Here is an 18,700-nt window from a genome sequence, read left to right as displayed (position 1 = left end):
TTCATGAAAGAGATCATCATCGACATCTCCGACGATGGCGAAATCAGGATCGAAACCCGCGGGTTCAAAGGCAACAGCTGTGTTGCCGAAGCCCAATTCATCAAAGACCTGCTGGGTACCGAAACCACCCGCCAACTGACCCCCGCCTACTGGCAGCAATGCCCCACCACGATCAAGAAATACCTGCCCCTGTGCGGGTAACCCGCCTTTTCCGTTTTCCTCAATCCATCCCAAATCCATCAATTTTCATCACGGCCGGTCAATGATCGGCAACGAAAGGAGTGCGTCATGGAAAACCTGTTCGAAAAAGGATGCCTGGTTCAATTGTCTGCAAGCGTTTGGGGGGCTGCCCGCAAGATTCAGCCGGCGCAACTGACCGATAGGATCGCAACGCCGGAGTGGCTCACCGCCAGCAAAAAGCTGGTGGAGCCGGATGCGTTGAAACCGATAAAACGCGTGGTCAACGCCAGTCGTTCCTACCTGGCAGCCTCCAGCCTGCCCTTTCCCATCCAAGGCATGGTGTTCATGCCCAAGGAGATGATCAACCGCGTGGATGACAAGCTCAGCGAGTTCAAATTCCAGTTCAATCAGTGCGTAGACGGCTTTATCGCCGATTACGAACAGCTGCGTGCTGCAGCAGCCGTGCACCTGGGCTCGCTGTTCAATGAAATGGATTATCCCGTGGATGTGGCCGGCAAATTTTCCTTTTGCTGGCGATTTGTGGTCCTGGACGTGCCAAACGGCAATACGGCCATATTGGCACCGGAGGTTTATCAGCGAGAAAAAGAGAAGTTTGTCCAGACCATGGAACAGGCCCGCCAGATGGCTGTGGAATCGCTTCGCGGCGAGTTTGCCGGCCTGATCGAACGCATCACCGACCGGTTCGCCACCGGTCCCGACGGCAAGCCCAAGGTATTCAAAAATACCACGGTGGAGAACTTTTACGAGTTTTTCGAAACATTCAAAGATCGCAACCTGTTCCGGGACACGGAACTGGCCGAACTGGTCGAGCGCGCCCAGGCGATCCTCGGCAACCGTTCGGCCAACGCGATTCGCTCCAACGACCACCTCAAACAACAAATTGCTCGGGACATGCAGCAGGTGGAGGTCGCCATGGCCGACGTCCTTACACGTCCGCGACGCAAAATCGTGCTCAATTAACTCGCAACTACCATCAACACTAATACCAAAGGCCCTTTCGCATGAACGGAAGGGCCTTCACATTTCCGGGAGGTGAAACATGTCGACCCAAGAACAATTCTGGCAGGATTTAAGATCGGGAAAATTCGCATCAATGGTCAAGGAATCGGCAAGAGGCCACAGGTTGTCCAATGCAACGGAAGTTTACAACGTCCTCAAGCCAGTCTGTGCCCGGCATCCGGATGTAGAGGCCATGTATTGCGTTTTCATGGATGCCAAGAACCAGGTCCTGGGGATCGAAAAGATGTTCAGAGGTTCGGTTACCAGTGCACCGATTTACCCGCGAGAAATCGTCAAACAGGTGCTCAGGCTCGGCGCTTCCGCTCTGATAATGGCCCACAATCATCCCAGTGGCTGCGTTGTGGCATCGGCCGATGATCGCGCGATCACCGTCAAGGTGTATGTGGCCCTGGCCAGTATTGATACAGCTTTGCACGATCACCTGATCATAGGCGATGGTTTCTTTTCCATGGCTGATGCCGGTTGGCTGAAAACCATTGCTGACCGTTATAAAACCTGGCTGCAGGGCTAATGCCTCCGTCAATTTATCATTGAACGAAAGAAAGCAGAGTTTATTAAAAAGTTCTGTATTTTTGACCTGATCTGTCACAACCTCGTGTTATTTTAATCTTGACAGTGACATCATTACTGTATAGTATTAGTGTCATGAAAAGCGGCAACAAGAAATTCACGATCGACGAGATTTGCGCCTTGGTCGAGATGAACAAGCGCACGGTCCGGTATTACATCCAAAAGGGGCTGGTGGACCGGCCGGAAGGCATCGGCAAGGGGGCGTTTTACAGTCACAGCCACCTGGAGCAGCTGCTGGCGATCCGCAAGTGGAAAGCCGCCGGGCTGTCCCTGGAACGTATCCAGGACATTTTGGCCGGTGAAAAACAAGGTGAAACCGGCGACCGGCCGCTTCCGCCGCCCCTGCCCAGAAAACAAGGGACAGTCGAGGTCTGGAGCCACATGCACGTATGTGACGGCATCGAACTGCACATCGAGCCCAAGCGCGCCGGATTGAAACCTGAACAGGTTCGCACCTTGTTCAAAGAGGTGATGAACCTGGCCCAAAAAATACGAGAGGAGGATCCGTGACATGAACAGAGCAATGACAGCGCCAGTGCTGGAACCTGTCGGGGAGGGTAAGGTCGCGCTGCAGTCGGTGAACGTCGAGGCCGAAATCGAAAACCTCCTTTGCCAGGTTACGGTAAAGCAGAGCTACCGCAACCTTGAAAAAATCAACATCGAAGCCGTCTACACTTTCCCGCTGCCCCTCGGGGCCGTGCTGCTGGACATGACCATCAAGACCCGGGCAAAGAAGCTCAAAGGCGTTGTCGTCGAAAAGTCCGAAGCGGAGGAACGCTACGAGGACGCCATAACAGACGGGGACACGGCGATTATGCTGGAACAGGTCGATCCCGGCCTCTACACGATGAATGTCGGTAACCTGCAACCTGAAGATGCCATCGACATATCGATCACCTATGCCGAGCTTTTCAAATGGAGAGACAACTCCCTGAGGTTTTTCCTGCCGACTACCGTCGCGCCGAGATACGGAGATCCCGACAACCTCGGCGTCCAGCCGCACCAGGCACCCGAATACGATTTGACGAACGAAAACCCCTTTGCCGTCACTGTGTCGATTTCCGGCATGCTGTCCCGGGCTGCGGTTGAATGCCCGTCCCACAAAATCGTCTCCGAGTCCCAAAACGGAAAGACGGTCGTTACCCTGAAAAAGGGGCAGGCGTTGATGGACCGGGATTTTGTCCTGAATCTTTCCATGGAGGCAGACGAGAAGAGCGCCGCACATGTGGAACCGGAAGGCGACGGCTACGTCGCACTGGCCTCCTTTTACCCCAGGCTCCCGACCACACCCGAACGCACACCCAGGTGCATCACCATCATCGTGGACTGCTCCGGCTCCATGGGCGGGGACTCCATCGCCCAGGCCCGCAAGGCGCTTTACGAAATCCTCGAACTCTTGCGGCCGGAAGATGAGTTCAACGTCGTTCGCTTCGGGAGCTCCTACCAGATGCTATTCCCCTCGCCAGTGCCTGCGGATGCCGGTAACCTGAAAACGGCAAAGAACCTCCTGGAGGTCTTGGACGCGGACATGGGGGGGACCGAAATCGGGCAGGCGATCGCTGCGACGATCAAAGGGGCCACACGCAGCAAACTGTCGAAAGAGGCGCTTCTGATAACCGACGGCGAGGTGTGGGACTGGGAAAAAGTGACAAAAATGGCTGATAGATCCAGGGTGCGCTTTTTCACCGTGGGGGTGGGCAGTTCCGTGTCGGAGGCCTTCGTACAGACCCTGGCCGATGTCACCGGCGGGGCCTGCGAGCTGGTTTCTCCCAACGAGGACATGGCGGAAAAGATCGTCCGGCATTTCAAACGGATCTATTTCCCCAAGGCCGAAAACTTGAAGATCCTCTGGCCCGGCGAGCCTGAGAAAACCTTTCCGGAACAAGTCAGCGCTGTCTACGACGGCGACACACTGCACGTTTTCGGCAGGTTCAAAGGTAAACCAGAAGGTGAGGTCGAACTTCAGGCTGATTTGGAAAACGGAGGGACACTCGAGCAAAGGGTGCCCCTGGAGAGCATGGCCGGCAGCCAACCACCGACCGGCCTGCATGGGACAACGGCCCGAATGGCTGCAGCATACGAAATGAGGGCGATGGATGATTCTGGACAGATCGCCACCCTGGGCGTGAAGTACCAACTGATGTCCTCCTATACAAACTACCTGGCGATCGACGTAAGGGCCGAAGGAGAAAAAGCCGAGGATCTCCCGGCTCTCCGCAAGACCCCCCAGATGCTTGCAGCTGGTTGGGGAGGGTCAGGTGCTGTGGTGCAGGATATGGACATGAACTACAGCCTTGAGGCCCCGATGTTTTCAAGGCGCAAAATGGCGAATTATTCCGAGCCGATGGTCCAGTACAGCATAATGAGTAACGAAGACCTGGAGCGTCGAAAGCTGGACCACTTCATTGACCGGTTGAACAGGCTTCAAACCGGACTGTTCAGTCCTGTTGGCGATGTTACGACGATAAGCGACTTGGAGGACCAAGGAGCATCGGATGGGTTGATCGAAGCACTATCGGAATTGGTGGACACCGGGGTGGACGAGGAGACGGCCGTGACCCTTTTTCTTTATCTGCTGTCACAGCACAAGCGGGTAAAAAAAAGGCTCGACCGGTCGACCAAGAGAATTCTGGTGAAAGCCTACAAGCAGTTGTCCATTGTCCCTGCAGAAGTTCAGCAGCGGGTAAAGACGATAATCGAAGACTATCTAAAGACAATTGGGAGCTGACAATGGGAAGTGACTGGTCTCCGGACGTTTACATCAAAGCTTACAGGTATGCGGCTACAGCCCACTGGAACAGCGAAAAAAAGCAACTCGTGCCCGGCACTGACCTCCCTTACCTAATGCATTTCAGCATGGTTGCCATGGAGGTGATTGCCGCCTTGGCAAAAGAGCCCGGTCTGGACGGAGACCTCGCCGTCCATTGTGCTCTGCTCCATGACACGATTGAAGACACCGACACTGCTTACGACCAGTTGGTCGAAACATTCGGGCTTGCAGTTGCAGACGGTGTCCGGGCTCTCTCCAAGGATGATGCGATCGGTAAAGACCTGCCGAAACAGCAACGCAAAGAGCGCCAGATGGCAGACAGCCTCGAAAGGGTGAGACAACAACCGAGGGAGGTCTGGATGGTAAAAATGGCGGACCGGATTACCAACCTTCAGCCGCCGCCCAAGCACTGGAAGCCAGGAAAGATCAGCCGTTACCGTGAAGAGGCCTGTCAAATCCACCAGGCTCTCATGGGTGCAAGCCCTTACCTTGCTACCCGGTTGCAGGAAAAAATCGACCGTTATCCGCAATGAATCATAACAAAATCGGTCTAATTCGTTTAAAACAATATTTTAACGGCTTAAACTGATTGACATTCGATTTGCTTATGATAAATTCTCCAATGGATATTTGGCCATTTAGCATAGCTGCCTTGAGAAATAGACAATATAGGCCAATCAAAGAATCAGTCTTTTGTTGTCTTCAGTGAGGCAGCTTACCGGACCAAGCAAAAATGGAGACCAAAGATGGAAGACCGATGGCTTTCAGTTGATGAGATTGCAGACCATCTCGGGATTAAGCGGGATACGGTCTACAAGTGGATTAGTGAACGGCAAATGCCCGGGCACAAAATCGGTCGGCTCTGGAAGTTCAACAAATCAGAGGTCGACAAGTGGGTTCGCAGTGGGGGGGCCGAGGACAAAAGACGCCAGAAAAAATAGATCCGTATGAAGGGTGAACAAAAACATGGCGGATAAGGGAAAAACAGGACACAGGCAAAGACTCAGAGATCGCTTCCTGTCGGGCGATGAAGAGTCAAGCTCTGATGAAGCGTTGCTTGAACTGCTTCTAACCTATGCAATCGGACGTAAGGATGTCCAGCCAATTGCTGAAGAGCTCCTTCGAGTCTTTGGCAATTTAGATGAAGTTCTTGGCGCTTCGGGTGATAACCTCAAAAAAATAAAAGGACTCGGACAGGCGTCTATTGCTCTGTTGAAGGCCATCGATTGCATAAAAACCAGAAAAATAGCTCCTGAAACCGCTCGTCCGCTGAAAACTGGCGGAGACGCCGGTCAAATGCAGCTTTTTGAAGATCCTCCATCTACTCCAAAGCTGTCACCTCAAAATTCATTGTCCAGCAGACCGCTAAAAATCAAAACGCAACCAGTAACTGAAGGCCAGCCATCGATAGAGCGACAAAACTCACCTGAACATGAAGAGAGAGGGCACGAATCGAAAGCCAAACGAACAGTTAAGATCCCCGGAAAATCCTCTTCCGAAAAAAAGGGCATCCGTCGAAAGCTTCAAGTAAGCAACAGTTATCTTTTAGAATTCGATCAGCTTGCCCGCGTTTTAAATTTTCTCCTGGAACAAAAAGAGTCAAAAAGAATCAAACGAAAATTGTTAAAAGAAGAAACAGGGTTGGCTGATAGGCAAGTAGAAGGCCTGGTAAGTATGGGCACGGCAATGGGCTTGATTAAGCCAAACGTGCAAATCCTCACCCCCACAGGGTTAATCATTGCGACTCACGACATTTTCATAGAGAGTTCAGCTACTCTTGAGTGGTGCCATTACAAAGCTGCAGGGTCATACCAGAACTTAATCTGGTTTGATGTTTTTAATCATTTATTGTCGGAACAGACAGCAATGACTCAGGAGGGTTGGGAAGAATATTTCCGCAACAAGCTCAGAGGTCAGTACACTAAAAAAACACTCAAAGTTCATGTGCACAAGGAAATTCGCTTTGTCATAGATGCATACACGGAGCGTAATTTTAAAAAATTGGAGTTGCTGCAAAAATCTGATGACGAACGGATCTATCGTCGTCGTTTCTTAAAGTTCAATCCACTTGTTCTGACGGCCATGATTTACGATTTCTGTGCATTAAATGAATTGCAGCTTGCGCAGATCAGCGAAATGGCGGCTGCGCCCGGCTCTCCAGCAATGGTTTTCGGGCTTGATGTCGCATCGTTCCGACAACAGATCGAAGGGCTTCACGACCGTGGCTGGCTGCGGTACGAAACCACCCACAACCTCGATCAAATTCGTCTCAAGCCGGGCCTTTCGGCGATCAGTTTTTTGTCCGCCCGTTTTGAAGACCACGAGCCGCGTGAAGACACCAAACAATCACCGGGAGGCATTTTTCAATGAGCGATCCTGTCAACATGGTTCAACTTGTGAGCTCCATGCCCTCCCGCCCCCGTGGAAGGGCGTGTATCGTTCTGACCCATGAGTATGAAGGCCAAAAAGAGTGGGCAGCAGAGTTGGCTCATCAGACAAAATCTGAACACCTCAATCTGTTGGAGCTTTTCTCTGAGGACGCGGAGCTCAGCAGGAAAATTAGCCAATTTCTGATTCCCAGCCTTTTCGAGTTTCTGAAGGGGTATGACAAGGCTCCTGTTTTGATCGTCTCCGGTGTTGAGTTTCTAAAGGCCACCTGGTCCGGCCAAACAAACAGCGTCGAACAGTTTGCCAGTCATGTGGAAACTTGGAACCAGAAGCCATGCATCTTATTCGTTCTTCAACACGACAAGATAATTGCGACCCGCAAATTCCGACGGTACCAGCAATATACTTTTGTTGTCGATCAACGGGAGACACTGGCGCTATGAGCAACAAAGAAAAACAATATTTCTGTCCATTACCAGCGAAATGGAATGAAGTTTATGAATCGTTGCTACAGGTCTGGAGGAAAGCAGCTCTGCCGGAAAGCGAGAAACCACCCATACCATTAATTCTTGCGGCATGGCATGAAACAACTGGGTTGCAGAAGCTGTTGAGGTGGAAAGAAACAGTTGAGTGGGCAAAAAATCACGAGTGCAGCCATTTGATGCCAGAATTGAGTGATAACGAGAAATTCAGAGGATAAATCCCATAAGTTTCTATAAGGAAAAAGAATGAATAATAACGGCCTTTTCAGCTCACTTTTTATCGAGGAATTGAAAGGTATAATCGAACTCGACGATGCCGCTCAAGGCCGTATGGCCACCTTGGCGCAAACGTGGCGGTCTCGGAATTCCCAGGACACCGAGTCCCTGTGGGAATCTTTCTTGAAACAGGCGTTGAGCTATCTCGAATTCGTCCCACCTGGCAATCCAACCACTCCAGGTGTTTACCCACTTTTCGAAGACTGGGGATTTAAGGACTGCATTGGCGTGCTCTATCTCGCGCCCCCTGATTCAGACATTGACAATATAACCGTCGGCAGCTTTTACCCCGCCAAGCTTCTGGCGCAGCTCAAAGAACGAAAGCTCAACTGGGGAATCCTGACCAACGGTGCCATTTGGCGGTTATACTCCACCAAGAGTTCAAGACCCTATGAAGACTACGTGGAACTACGTTTGGAGCAGGCTTTGGAAGGGTCAGATGAAGCGGAATACGGCCTTTTCGAACGATTCTTCCACAAATATTCCTTCATTGTAGAAGACGTTGATGATTCCGAGGCCAGGGAGCAGGATGAGTCCGTTGGTGTTTACAAGTGCAGGCTCGACCGTGACCGGGAGCAATCGGAGCAGGTGCTTGAAGACAGCGTCAAAACACCGTTTCTTGCCCAGGTGGACGAGGTCCTGCAGTACATCTGCAACGGTTTCATTTTTGACACCCAAAAAAGCGGCGAAGAGTACACGGAGGAAGAAAGGGCGGAAATCTTCGAAAGCGCCGTCAAACTGATCTACCGCTGCCTGTTCCTGTTTTATGCCGAGGCCCGGCGACTGCTGCCCTCGGACCCGGAAAAAGCTGATCTCTACCAGCGGCACTCCATCCAAACGCTCTGCAAGGAGGCCCGCAAATTCCGCTGGGGGGAACGCCGTGACACGGATCATTATGATTTGTGGAAGCATCTCAAGGGGTTGATTAACGCCGTTAATGACGGCGACCCGGAATACGGCATCATGGGCTACAACGGAGGCCTCTTCGATGACGAAGAGGAGCGGTTCCTGGGTCAACATCAGCTGCGCAACGATTTTATGTGCCGAGCGCTTTACCTGCTGGCGTTTGTCGAACCCTACAACAACGAACCCGATGGAGAGTATGCCATACCCTATGAAGACCTTGAGGTTCGCCACCTTGGCGAGCTTTACGAGAACATCTTGGAGTACACGGTTATGCTCGCCGACGCCGACCGTATTCGCCGCCGCACCAAGAAGGGTATGGAAATGCTGCTGGCTTCCCAGACAACCAGAAAGCAAGGTGACACCCTCATTAAAAAAGGTGATGTCTATTTTGGTGAATCCGCGCTGGAGCGTAAACAAACCGGCTCATATTACACGCCGGAGTCGCTTGTTCGGTTTCTCAACGAAAAAACCATTGTCCAACCACTCAATAAAAAATTTGAGCAGGATTATCGAAATCGGTTCGACGAGCTGTTAGAGCAGGCGCGGAAAGGACAAGATGTAGGCACTCGCCGCGGGGCGGCTATGGCTGCCTCAGCGCTGGTCGAACGATTTGTCGAAGATGAAGTGCTGGAATTCAAGGTCTGCGATCCGGCAATGGGAAGCGGCCACTTTTTGGTGGACGTAGCCAACCAGATGGCCGGACTGGTTGTCGCCCTGCTTGAAGAGGTGCCCCATGTCGAGGGAATGCGAGTTTCTGTGACCAGCCAGCCCAATGACTGGCGGCGTCGCATCACTCGCCACTGTATTTACGGAGTTGATCTCAATCCGCTGGCTGTGAACCTGGCCAAGCTGTCTCTCTGGCTCAACTGTTTTGCCATCGAACACAAGCTGACTTTTCTTGACCACCACGTTCGCTGCGGAAACAGCCTTATCGGCATTCGATCACTCGATCAGCTCGCCTACATTCCAGAGCGTAAAAAGGAGGGCAACAAAAAGAAAGACCCGCAACGGCTGCTGTTTGACTACAACGATCTTTCCTCTGCCCTGACCGAGGCTGGACAGGGCATTGCGTCCATCACGCAGATCGATGAAGACGACACGGACAGCCAGAAAGCTGTGTTGTACGAAGCGCTCGATGCAACGTCCCATTTGCGCCCTTTGGCCGATCTGTGTACGGCCTACCTGATGGACCCGGAAATCCAGCCCGATGAATATAAAGAGATATTTGAGCGGCTCGCAAAGGGGATGTCTGTAGCCGACACCCTGAATCCCAAGCTGTCAAAGATTCTTGACACAGTTAGAGCATATCTTGAATGGCACCACTTTTACCACTGGCCCTTGGAGTTTCCCGATGTGTTTCGGCCAAACTCGGATGACATACCGAGATCAGGTTTTCAGGCGATAGTTGGGAACCCTCCTTGGGACAAAATAAAACCAAATTCCAAAGAATTCTTTTCAAGGTATGATCCACAGTTTCGCTCTTATAAAAAGCAATTGGCAAAGAGGGTCTCAGACCGTTTTTTGAAAGAAAATCCTTCTATTGCTTTAAAATGGGAACAATATTGCAGTGGTTTTAAACAACAGGTTACATTTAGCAAGGAGCCAGCAAGCTATAAAAGCCTTGGAGGTGGAGATGTTGATTTGTTTAAACTTTTTTTGGAGCAGGCACTAACCCTTTCAACAAAAACAGGTTTTATTGGGATCATCATACCTGCTAGCTTTTATGCCAACAAGGGTTGTATACCTTTGAGGCAGCGGTTGTTTACAAAAAATAGAGTAAGGTTCGTTTACAGCTTTGAAAACCGTTGGCCAACAATCTTCACAGCGGTTGATGGTAGAAAGAGAATCATTGTTTTATCAATTGAAAAAGGTGGTAGCACCGACACATTCAATTGTGCCTTCATGCAGCACGATCCCCAAAGACTTCCATCAGTGCATAGCCATTCATTACAGATTACTCTTAAGCAAGTAAAGGAACTGGGTCGTGATAGTTATGCACTCATGGAGTTCCAGTCACAGGAGGACATTGATTTAACCTCAAAAATCTATGGTGATCATCCATTGCTAGGTGACGAAATAGAGGGTAGATGGTCAGTTCAATTTAGAAGTGAACTTCATATGACTAACCACAGTTCAATTTTTAAAAACACTGAAACTAAGTGGCCGTTATATGAGGGTAAAATGATATGGCATTTTGACGATTTCTATGAGGCACCCAGGTATTGGGTAGATGCAGACGTTGCCTCTGAAACCATTGGGAAAAATGCATGGGAAACTAAATGCTATCGAGTGGGCTACAGGGATATCGCAGCAGGAACAAACGAAAGGACACTGATCTCAACTATTTTGCCTCCCGCTTTCCATGGAAATAAAATACCTACGGTATCACCATACCACGCTGATTTTAATCTCCATGGACCAAATAATGTGGAAGCGCTCTGGCTTACATCAATGTTTTGCAGCTACCTGATGGACTATTTAATTAGGCAGAAAGTTATGGAGACATTGAACTACTTCTTTCTGTACTCACTTCCCTTGCTTCGACTTAATCAACAAGAAACTGGTTCATTGGGGGTTATATTCCGGGCAGTTACCGCAAGAGCAGCAAGGTTGATTTGTGTGGAGGAAAGGCACGCTGATCTTTGGGAAAATGTTTTTCAGGATGAGTGGAACGATCCAAATTTTTGGTATCCTAAGGATTGTAATTACATATATGGACCAAAGCATGAGCAAGAAACCAGGAAACAACTTGCTGAATCAGCTGTAAAACTTTCCCGAAAATGGAAACCTCACTTTGGCTTAAATGACCACCTCCCAGATCGCAGAGATGATAAGCAGCGGGCTCAATTTCGAGCAGAAATAGACGCCTATATTTCTCATCTATATGGCCTGACAAAATTGGATTCGTCCTATTTAATGAAAACTTTTCCAGTGCTGAAACGTAAGGAGGAGGCAGCCTTCGGTGAATTTCTTTCAGAACGTAAGCTTCTAGAAGAGTATGATAGAATTGGCATACTGTTCGGATAAAGCGCACAATAGAGGAAAAAGGGCGGATTGATGAATATCAGATTAACGGCATTCGATCTTTTTGCTGGTTGTGGTGGCCTTTCGATGGGTCTAAGGGACGCTGGTATCTCGATAAAATGGGCAAACGAATACTGGGATGCAGCAGCAGACACATACAGCAATGTACATGTGGACACAGAAATTTTTAAAGAAGATGCAAGAGAATTGTATAAAAAACTTGTTGATGGCGATTCTCGCTTACCCATGCCCGGAGAAGTTGACATTATAACAGGAGGCCCACCCTGCCAGGGCTTCAGCGGGTATAATCGACACCGTTCACCGGAAGATCCGCGAAACTCTCATGTTGATACTTTCTTGGATTTCGTCGATTTCTTAAAACCATCGCTTGTTGTAATGGAAAATGTTCCAGGGCTCCTTTCTATGTCAAATGGGCATGTTATTAAAACACTTATAAAGTCTTACGAAGAATGTGGATACAAGACTAAAATGGGTATTTTGCAAGCCGGCAATTACGGTTTGCCTCAGAATCGATGGAGAGTTTTTCTATATGCAGTAAAAAATTATTTACCATTGCCTGAATTTCCGTATCCAACCCATGAATTTCCTCGGACAACAATTTTTGGAGCAAAAGCCTTCCGTGCAAATGTTGTAAGACCGCCTAAAGCACCGGATCTATTTTGGCAGCCTCAAAAGACAATTACTGTCGGTGATGCTATATCTGATCTTCCGAAAATAGAAAACGGCGGAAAGTCAAACGGGGAAGTCTACAGAAGCGGTTCTTCATCGGAGTATCAAGGACTATTGAGGGGGAATGCTAAAAAGCCGACCCAACATGCATGTGCAAAAATGGGCCCAATCATGTTCGAAAGGATTGCTGCGGTTCCTCGTCGACCTGGTGCTGGTTGGCTGGATCTGCCTGATCATTTAAAACCAAGGAATCTGGCACGGCATGGTGATAAAAGGTATGACAATCGCTTCGGACGACTTCACTGGGAAGGAACCTTTAACACTATTCTGACTCGTCCATACCCTTACTGGGGAAGGGTTATACATCCTGAACAAGACCGCGTAATATCTGTTCGTGAATGTGCTCGTGCTCAGGGATTCCCTGACAGCGTCCAATTCTATGGCCGTTTGACTGAACAGTATAAACAAATTGGAAACGCAGTTCCTCCAATATTAGCAAAGGCCATTGGAAAAGAGATAGTGAAAGTTCAAGAAAGCAAGCTGAACTAATACAGAGAATAGGATAATGGGTCGATTAAACACTAAAGATGAACGTGAAAAGACGCTTCAATGGGCAATAGAACTTAAGGCCGTTGCTCCAAAAGAATTAGAGTCTTTTTCTTTCACTAATATAAAAAATAGATTCTACGATGTCCTAAATAGTTATTTCGCTCTTTCTTGTCTATCAAGAAATAAGAATGAATCGGCTGATTTGGTTGTAGCCGCTAATCAGCATGTCTTTCGAGTGCGTACACTAGTTGAAAGTACAATCGAACATTCAATTTTAGAGTGGAATAAAAAGCAGAATGGTTCCATTCCTTCAGAGCTGTTCAATGGCAATTTTTTTGGCAAAAGCAAGAAACAAGGGACTAGTGTTAGAATGCCCCTGACTACTTGCCAGCCTACTAAACTCTGTGCTTCTGCTTGCTACGCTCACGATGTTCTGGATGCTGCACCATTGTCATTGATCAGAGGCGTTGTAAATGGACTAATTGCAGCGTTTTACGAAAAAGGTTCCAGTAAAGATCGTTCCGTAATCATGGGACAGATGATGAAACACACGCAAAGAGCTGTTCGAGCTTCAAATAATGAACTAGCTTTCCTGCCGGCCGGTTTCAAACGCCGACCAAGTATCCGTTTTGCCCACGTAGGAGAAATGGCACCTTTCCCAGAATTTGCAAATGCTTTGGCCCAACAAATACGCTCAGTGTCATCTGGAAGTGTTGACTGCGTGGTGTACACACGGCATCGCAAAGCATCCGAGATAGATCCTGAACTTTTTGTCATTAATTTCACACTCGACGCTAGTAGCGATGACAGAAAAGCTTGGGTTCCAGAAAAAGCTCGCAAAACATACTCCGCTTTTGGCGGAATCTTGGCTGATGATGTTGAGATCAATTTTTTGGAACACCACCGATGGGTGCACACTAACCCAATTGGTAAAGGCGTGATCTGTCCTGCGACACACCCTGACACGAAAATCCGAACATGCGATGCCTGTGAGTGTAATCTCTGTTTCACCCATCCTAACAAACCGCACGGAGAGAACCAATGCAACTGATCAATCGCAGTAATGGTTCTTGTTCGTGGGACGCCGTTGTTAAAAACAAACAATTGTGGCGACGTTACATACGTTGGGTCGATCAACATCTGGAAGCGACTTATTCCTCTCCGCTTCATGGAAACTACAAAAACCCCACCAACGAAGTGTTCTATATCATATTGTCTAAGAAGACTCCTCCTGACCGCTATATACCAGTTTTCAAGAGATTGAGACGGGAGTGCGGATCGTGGAACAGTTTAATTAGAATGCCGCAAGAAAGGATTGAGCAAATTCTCCAGCCTTTAGGTATTTCACGTTTGAGGGCTAATCAAATAAAAAAAATCGCTCAGAGATTGCACCTTGACTTTGGCAAAGTCTCCTTGAATCCACTGAAGACTTTTGAAGCAGCGGAAGCCAAACGTTACCTCAAAAGTTTGCCTGGAGTTGGTGAAAAATCAGCGAGATGCGTGATGATGTACTCACTTGGAATTGACATTTCTCCCATGGACACACATGCAACAAGAGTCTTGAGGCGGTTTGGGCTTTTACCAGAATCAGCGTCAAGCGATCAGGCACACAAAATCGTTGACATGCTTTTGCCTGGAGGGATGGCAAAGCAGTTACACGTTAACTTAGTCGCTCATGGAAGGAAAACTTGTACCGGCAAGAAAGCAAATTGTCCAGCGTGTGTCATTAAAGCTAAGTGCTACACGGCGAAAAGTATTGTTTTAGGAGGAACTTTTGATGAATAAAATTGCTGACGTAGTCAAACTAAAATCCGGCTACGCAAATTTCGTTGAGCTAAAAAGCGCCTTTGAAGCTGCCCAAGAAAACGCCGACCGTATGGCCATGTACCGCCCGACCAAGGCCCACCGCGTTGCTTTTGAGCGCATTTGCCGGGGTCTCTATCAGCCCAACGACAAAAAATTCTATTTGCTCAGCGGCTCCTATGGGACAGGTAAGTCGCACCTGTGCCTGATGACGGCCAATGTGCTGAGCCGGTCCAGCGGTGACCCTGAGATTGCCGGGTTTCACGAGAACTACGCCAAGCTTGATCCGGAAAAGGCCAAGCTGCTGAAAAACATCCGCAAGGACGGTCAGTACCTGGTGGCGATCTGCGACTACCACTCGGGGCGTCACTTCGAGGATGTGGTCATGAAGGCTGTGTTCGACGCCTGCAAGGCCAAGGGGCTGGATGCCGGCGTGGAAACAGAGTTCGACGAGGCGGAGCGTCAGCTGGCCGAGTGGGAAAAGAAGGGAGACAAAGGCGGCATACGGAATTTCTACCTGGACTTCGGCAAGGCGCTCGAAGCGGTGGTTCCCGGACTCACCGTTGATCAACTTCGCGCCGGGCTCAAAAACTACGATTCGGACATGCTGGACAAGTTCCGCACCGCGTTTAGGGAAATGATGGGCGGCGTTGAGTTTCAGGCCCGGTCCGGCAATCTGATTCCCATACTCCGAAAACTGGTGAAGAGTTCGGCCTTCAAAGAGCGGTTCAAGGGGCTGGCCATATTCTTTGACGAGTTTGGTTTTACCCTGGAAAAAGCAGGCTATTCAAAGGACATCCTACAGGGCTTCATGGAGACCATCTGCAAAAATGAGCCGAACGTTCTGTTCGTCGGATGTATTCACAAAGATTTCAAGTCCTACGCCGACCGGTTCAGCAAAGACGATGCGGCTGTCATGAGCGCCCGTATCACCCAGGTAGACCTGCTCAACGAAGGCATCGAGGAGATCATCGGGGCCATTGTAGAAACCGAAAAGGACAACGAAGCCTGGAAAAAAGAGATTGCCCCGAAAACCGGCATCTTCGATCAACTGGTGCCACCTTGCAAGTCCCTCGATCTGTTCCCGTGGATTGACGATGTGAACCGCATTCGTGAACGTGTGCTGGAAGACATCTACGGCGTGCATCCCATGGCCCTGTCCTGTCTGTTGAACCTTTCCTCTGAAATCGGTTCGGATGCGCGCAGCACCTTTACCTTTTTTTCAGGCGACGTGGGCGGTGAAAAAGGGTCCTATGCAGACTTTATCGAAAATGCCGACATGACGGTTTCCGGCGGAAAACTGAACCTGTACACGGTGGACCAACTGTTCACGTTCTTCCGCAAGGAGCTGTCACAAAAAAATCCGGAGCTCCGGGACCGGCAGCGGCAGTTTGTCAATGGCTATTATGCGAGCATGGACGCACTGCGCAAGGCTGCAGAAGGCGATTTGTTCGGTTTTCAGGAGGACGAGCGCATTCAGGTTCTCAGAACCATCCTGATTTATCAGCTGTGTCAGATCCCGGCCAATCTCGAAAATATCCAGTTCGGGCTCTATTGTTTGAGCAACTCTGAAAAGAATCAGGTCATAGGATTCCTGAAAGACTTGGTCAAGAACGGTGCGATCTTTTTCCGGCAACAGTCAAAAACCTACGAACTGGCAGCAAGTACCGGCGAGGACCCCTATGATCTGATTGAGCGTTACGTCGCGGACCCCAAATTGCATCCATCGAACATGGTGACGGCTTTTCTCGAAGAGGCTGCTGGAAAGCACATCCCTGAATACGCCGAGGCCAAGGGCTACAACCTGCCTTTTGGCGAGGACAAGCGCTTTCGCACCCGCTTTGTCCGCGCCAAGGACCTCGGGGACGCGCTTTGGGATGAAATCCGAACCGACTACACCGAAAGTCGCAACAAGCCAGGCAAAAGCTTTGAAGGCACCCTTGTCTATGTGCTTTGCGAGGACGACAGCGAGATCAATGTGGCTCGGGAGGCAGCCAAGGACGTTGCTGCTGACAATGTGGCCCTGGCTATTCCCCATGTGTCGCAACCCTTTACAGAGACCCTGCTCAGAGTGAAAGCATGCCGTCACTATCTGCCGCCCAACGAGGCGGAAAAGATCAGTGCCCAGACCGAGTCACGGCTGCGGGACATTTTTGAAAATCCCGAAGATGGATATCTGCCAACACTACAACGCATTTTCCGTGACATCACGGAGGGCAGTGGGGCCTGTTGGTACTGGCAAGGCGGTAAAGTCCTGGTGGACAAGCCCAAACAGTCCCACAAACCCGCAGACATGTTGTGCGAGGAGCTGTTTAAGAAACGTTGCCGGATCAAACACCCGGATCTGAATTTCTGCCATGACCAAAAGTGGCGCACGGGTAAAAACACCGCTTTGAAGCAGGCTGTAGGTGTTCTGCTGGGGGCGGAAAAAGTTCTCATTGACAACGGCAACCCTGACAATCACGGCGAGAAGCGGTATCTGGAAAAAGTCCTGCTCAAGGGTGCGGGAGCTCTAAAGAAGGCCGGATCAGAAGGTGTTGTGTCCTATTTTACTTGCGTGACTGATCCCGCCAAACTCCACGATGATTTTCCGGTTTTCAAGGAATTGTGTAATCGCCTGGCCAATCTCAATCCAGGGGAAGCTTTTTCAGTGGGCGCGTTCCTTGATGAGGCCAAAGATGCACCCTACGGCGTTGGCTGCACGCCCCTGATCCTTTCCCTGGCACATGTCATTCGGGCCTATGGCGAGCGATTGATAGTGTACAAAGACTCCACGCAGATGGTGGAGCAGCCGCTCAGGAGCTATGACGACCTGGTCAATATTGTATCGGATGCCGCAGCCAAGACGGTGTTTGTTGTCCGTGACATTTCACAGGCCCAAATAACGCTTGTGGATCTGGGTGCTAAAGCCGTTGACGCGCCACCCTTAAAACACGGTGAGACCCGGTCTCTCAACTCCGCTTTTGAATCACTCAAACAGTGGTGGAACGGGTTGCCGAGCGTTGCCAAAGTGATTGGCCTGTATGAGGAAAGTCAAAAGACGCGCTTGAACAGCCTCAAAGGCCTGATGGATGGGTTGACCGGCAGTGTCGACCGATTTGATTTCATGCTCGAACAATTGCCAGCCGTTTACAGTGGCGGTCCCGTGGGTGACACTCTGACGGAAAAGGATGCCAAGAGCATCTGTGAGGCCTTTGCCGAAGATGTGAAGCTTTTGAACTCGGGTGAACAGATCGCTCAGGGGCTTGCGGCGCAGGCCGTTTGTGAGATTTACGGTGCCAAGGGGGACATGATCGAGTGCGAAAATGTGGTCAGCAAGTGGTACGCAGGATTGAATCCAAGCCAACGCGATCCACACAAGTGCGATCACGAAGACGCGAAACAATTCCTCGTGCGACTGGCCGATCAGTCTGCCACCTTCAGCACGAAAATTGTCAAGCTTCTGCCTAAGGATTATGGATTCGGTGCCGTAGCGGAGTGGACGTCACTGCACATCAAGGACTACGCGGCCAAACTTAAACAGGCTAAAGCCGAGATCGACAAGGCCAAGCCGGTTGTTTACAAGCCTGCAGTTGATGAGGGTGTGCATGAAGTTCGCGAATCCCAACAGATGTATGTCGAAATCCCCAAAGGCGCTGCCCAATTGATCTACTCCATGGATGGAAGAGACCCCCGTCACTCGGACAAGGCTCAGAAAGCCGACAGCAAATTCGATCTTGTCAGCCTTCTAAAGGACCGGCCCAATGTGAAAATCAAAATGCGGGCCGTGGATAAAGACGGTAATGCCAGCGACGTGGTCAGCGTTGAGTTGGTGAGCAAGGAACGCAAATTCGACATACAGGTGGAGTCGGACCTGTTCGGTGAAAAAGAAGCGACGTTTAAGTGTCCCAACGACACGGAAGGATTGGTGTCTGTCCTACGATCTGTTCTCAACTATGGGGTGAAGCGAAAACTGCTGAACAAGGACAAGGCCCAGGAAATAGAGGTGCTTTTGGGTGAATTGAACAAGGCCAATTAGGAT

The 18,700-nt window shown here is 49.9% G+C and carries 15 protein-coding genes; all 15 read left to right on the top strand.

Annotation, left to right across the window (positions count from 1 at the left end; genetic code table 11):
* Positions 1-3: 3 nt before the first annotated feature.
* The 15 genes from Dvar_RS25865 (at position 4) to Dvar_RS25795 (ending at position 18,697) form a co-directional block, all read left to right on the top strand.
* A complete protein-coding gene (locus Dvar_RS25865) occupies positions 4-201 on the top strand; it encodes a DUF2997 domain-containing protein (protein WP_419656011.1) in 198 nt (65 codons plus the stop codon).
* An 87-nt stretch (positions 202-288) separates the two neighbouring features.
* The gene (locus Dvar_RS25860) at positions 289-1,161 is read left to right on the top strand and encodes a DUF3150 domain-containing protein (RefSeq protein ID WP_419656010.1); all 873 of its coding nucleotides are present in this window, start codon (positions 289-291) and stop codon (positions 1,159-1,161) included.
* 79 nt (positions 1,162-1,240) lie between these two features.
* Complete coding sequence (locus Dvar_RS25855; protein ID WP_419656009.1) at positions 1,241-1,732, top strand: JAB domain-containing protein; 492 nt, start codon at positions 1,241-1,243, stop codon at positions 1,730-1,732.
* 134 nt (positions 1,733-1,866) lie between these two features.
* Positions 1,867-2,301 (top strand): MerR family transcriptional regulator, encoded by a 435-nt coding sequence (locus tag Dvar_RS25850; RefSeq protein ID WP_419656008.1) that lies wholly within the window; start codon positions 1,867-1,869, stop codon positions 2,299-2,301.
* Position 2,302: 1 nt separating this feature from the next.
* Positions 2,303-4,519 (top strand): VIT and vWA domain-containing protein, encoded by a 2,217-nt coding sequence (locus Dvar_RS25845; protein ID WP_419656007.1) that lies wholly within the window; start codon positions 2,303-2,305, stop codon positions 4,517-4,519.
* A 2-nt stretch (positions 4,520-4,521) separates the two neighbouring features.
* On the top strand, positions 4,522-5,094 hold the full coding sequence (locus Dvar_RS25840) for an HD domain-containing protein (RefSeq protein WP_419656006.1): 573 nt from the start codon (positions 4,522-4,524) through the stop codon (positions 5,092-5,094).
* Between the two features lie 213 nt (positions 5,095-5,307).
* Positions 5,308-5,502 carry a methylation-associated defense system helix-turn-helix domain-containing protein MAD1 gene (mads1, locus tag Dvar_RS25835; protein WP_419656005.1) on the top strand — a complete coding sequence of 65 codons (195 nt, stop codon included), beginning with the start codon at positions 5,308-5,310 and terminating at the stop codon, positions 5,500-5,502.
* 25 nt (positions 5,503-5,527) lie between these two features.
* Complete coding sequence (locus tag Dvar_RS25830) at positions 5,528-6,931, top strand: DUF4007 family protein (RefSeq protein ID WP_419656004.1); 1,404 nt, start codon at positions 5,528-5,530, stop codon at positions 6,929-6,931.
* Entirely contained in the window at positions 6,928-7,392 is a 465-nt protein-coding gene (locus Dvar_RS25825) for a hypothetical protein (RefSeq protein ID WP_419656003.1), read from the top strand. Before Dvar_RS25830 ends, Dvar_RS25825 begins: the two co-directional genes overlap by 4 nt.
* The gene (locus tag Dvar_RS25820; RefSeq protein WP_419656002.1) at positions 7,389-7,649 is read left to right on the top strand and encodes a hypothetical protein; all 261 of its coding nucleotides are present in this window, start codon (positions 7,389-7,391) and stop codon (positions 7,647-7,649) included. Before Dvar_RS25825 ends, Dvar_RS25820 begins: the two co-directional genes overlap by 4 nt.
* Positions 7,650-7,677: 28 nt before the next feature.
* Complete coding sequence (locus tag Dvar_RS25815) at positions 7,678-11,640, top strand: Eco57I restriction-modification methylase domain-containing protein (RefSeq protein WP_419656001.1); 3,963 nt, start codon at positions 7,678-7,680, stop codon at positions 11,638-11,640.
* A 30-nt stretch (positions 11,641-11,670) separates the two neighbouring features.
* Positions 11,671-12,876 carry a DNA cytosine methyltransferase gene (locus Dvar_RS25810; protein ID WP_419656000.1) on the top strand — a complete coding sequence of 402 codons (1,206 nt, stop codon included), beginning with the start codon at positions 11,671-11,673 and terminating at the stop codon, positions 12,874-12,876.
* A 16-nt stretch (positions 12,877-12,892) separates the two neighbouring features.
* Positions 12,893-13,927 carry a hypothetical protein gene (locus Dvar_RS25805; protein ID WP_419655999.1) on the top strand — a complete coding sequence of 345 codons (1,035 nt, stop codon included), beginning with the start codon at positions 12,893-12,895 and terminating at the stop codon, positions 13,925-13,927.
* Positions 13,918-14,661, top strand: coding sequence for an endonuclease III domain-containing protein (locus tag Dvar_RS25800; protein ID WP_419655998.1), 744 nt, complete (start codon positions 13,918-13,920; stop codon positions 14,659-14,661). The genes Dvar_RS25805 and Dvar_RS25800 overlap by 10 nt, the downstream gene beginning before the upstream one ends.
* A complete protein-coding gene (locus Dvar_RS25795) occupies positions 14,654-18,697 on the top strand; it encodes a hypothetical protein (protein WP_419655997.1) in 4,044 nt (1,347 codons plus the stop codon). The genes Dvar_RS25800 and Dvar_RS25795 overlap by 8 nt, the downstream gene beginning before the upstream one ends.
* Positions 18,698-18,700 lie beyond the last annotated feature (3 nt).

This window comes from Desulfosarcina variabilis str. Montpellier, from assembly GCF_048565275.1.
Lineage (GTDB): Bacteria > Desulfobacterota > Desulfobacteria > Desulfobacterales > Desulfosarcinaceae > Desulfosarcina > Desulfosarcina variabilis.
This window is presented reverse-complemented; position numbering and strand designations above follow the sequence as displayed.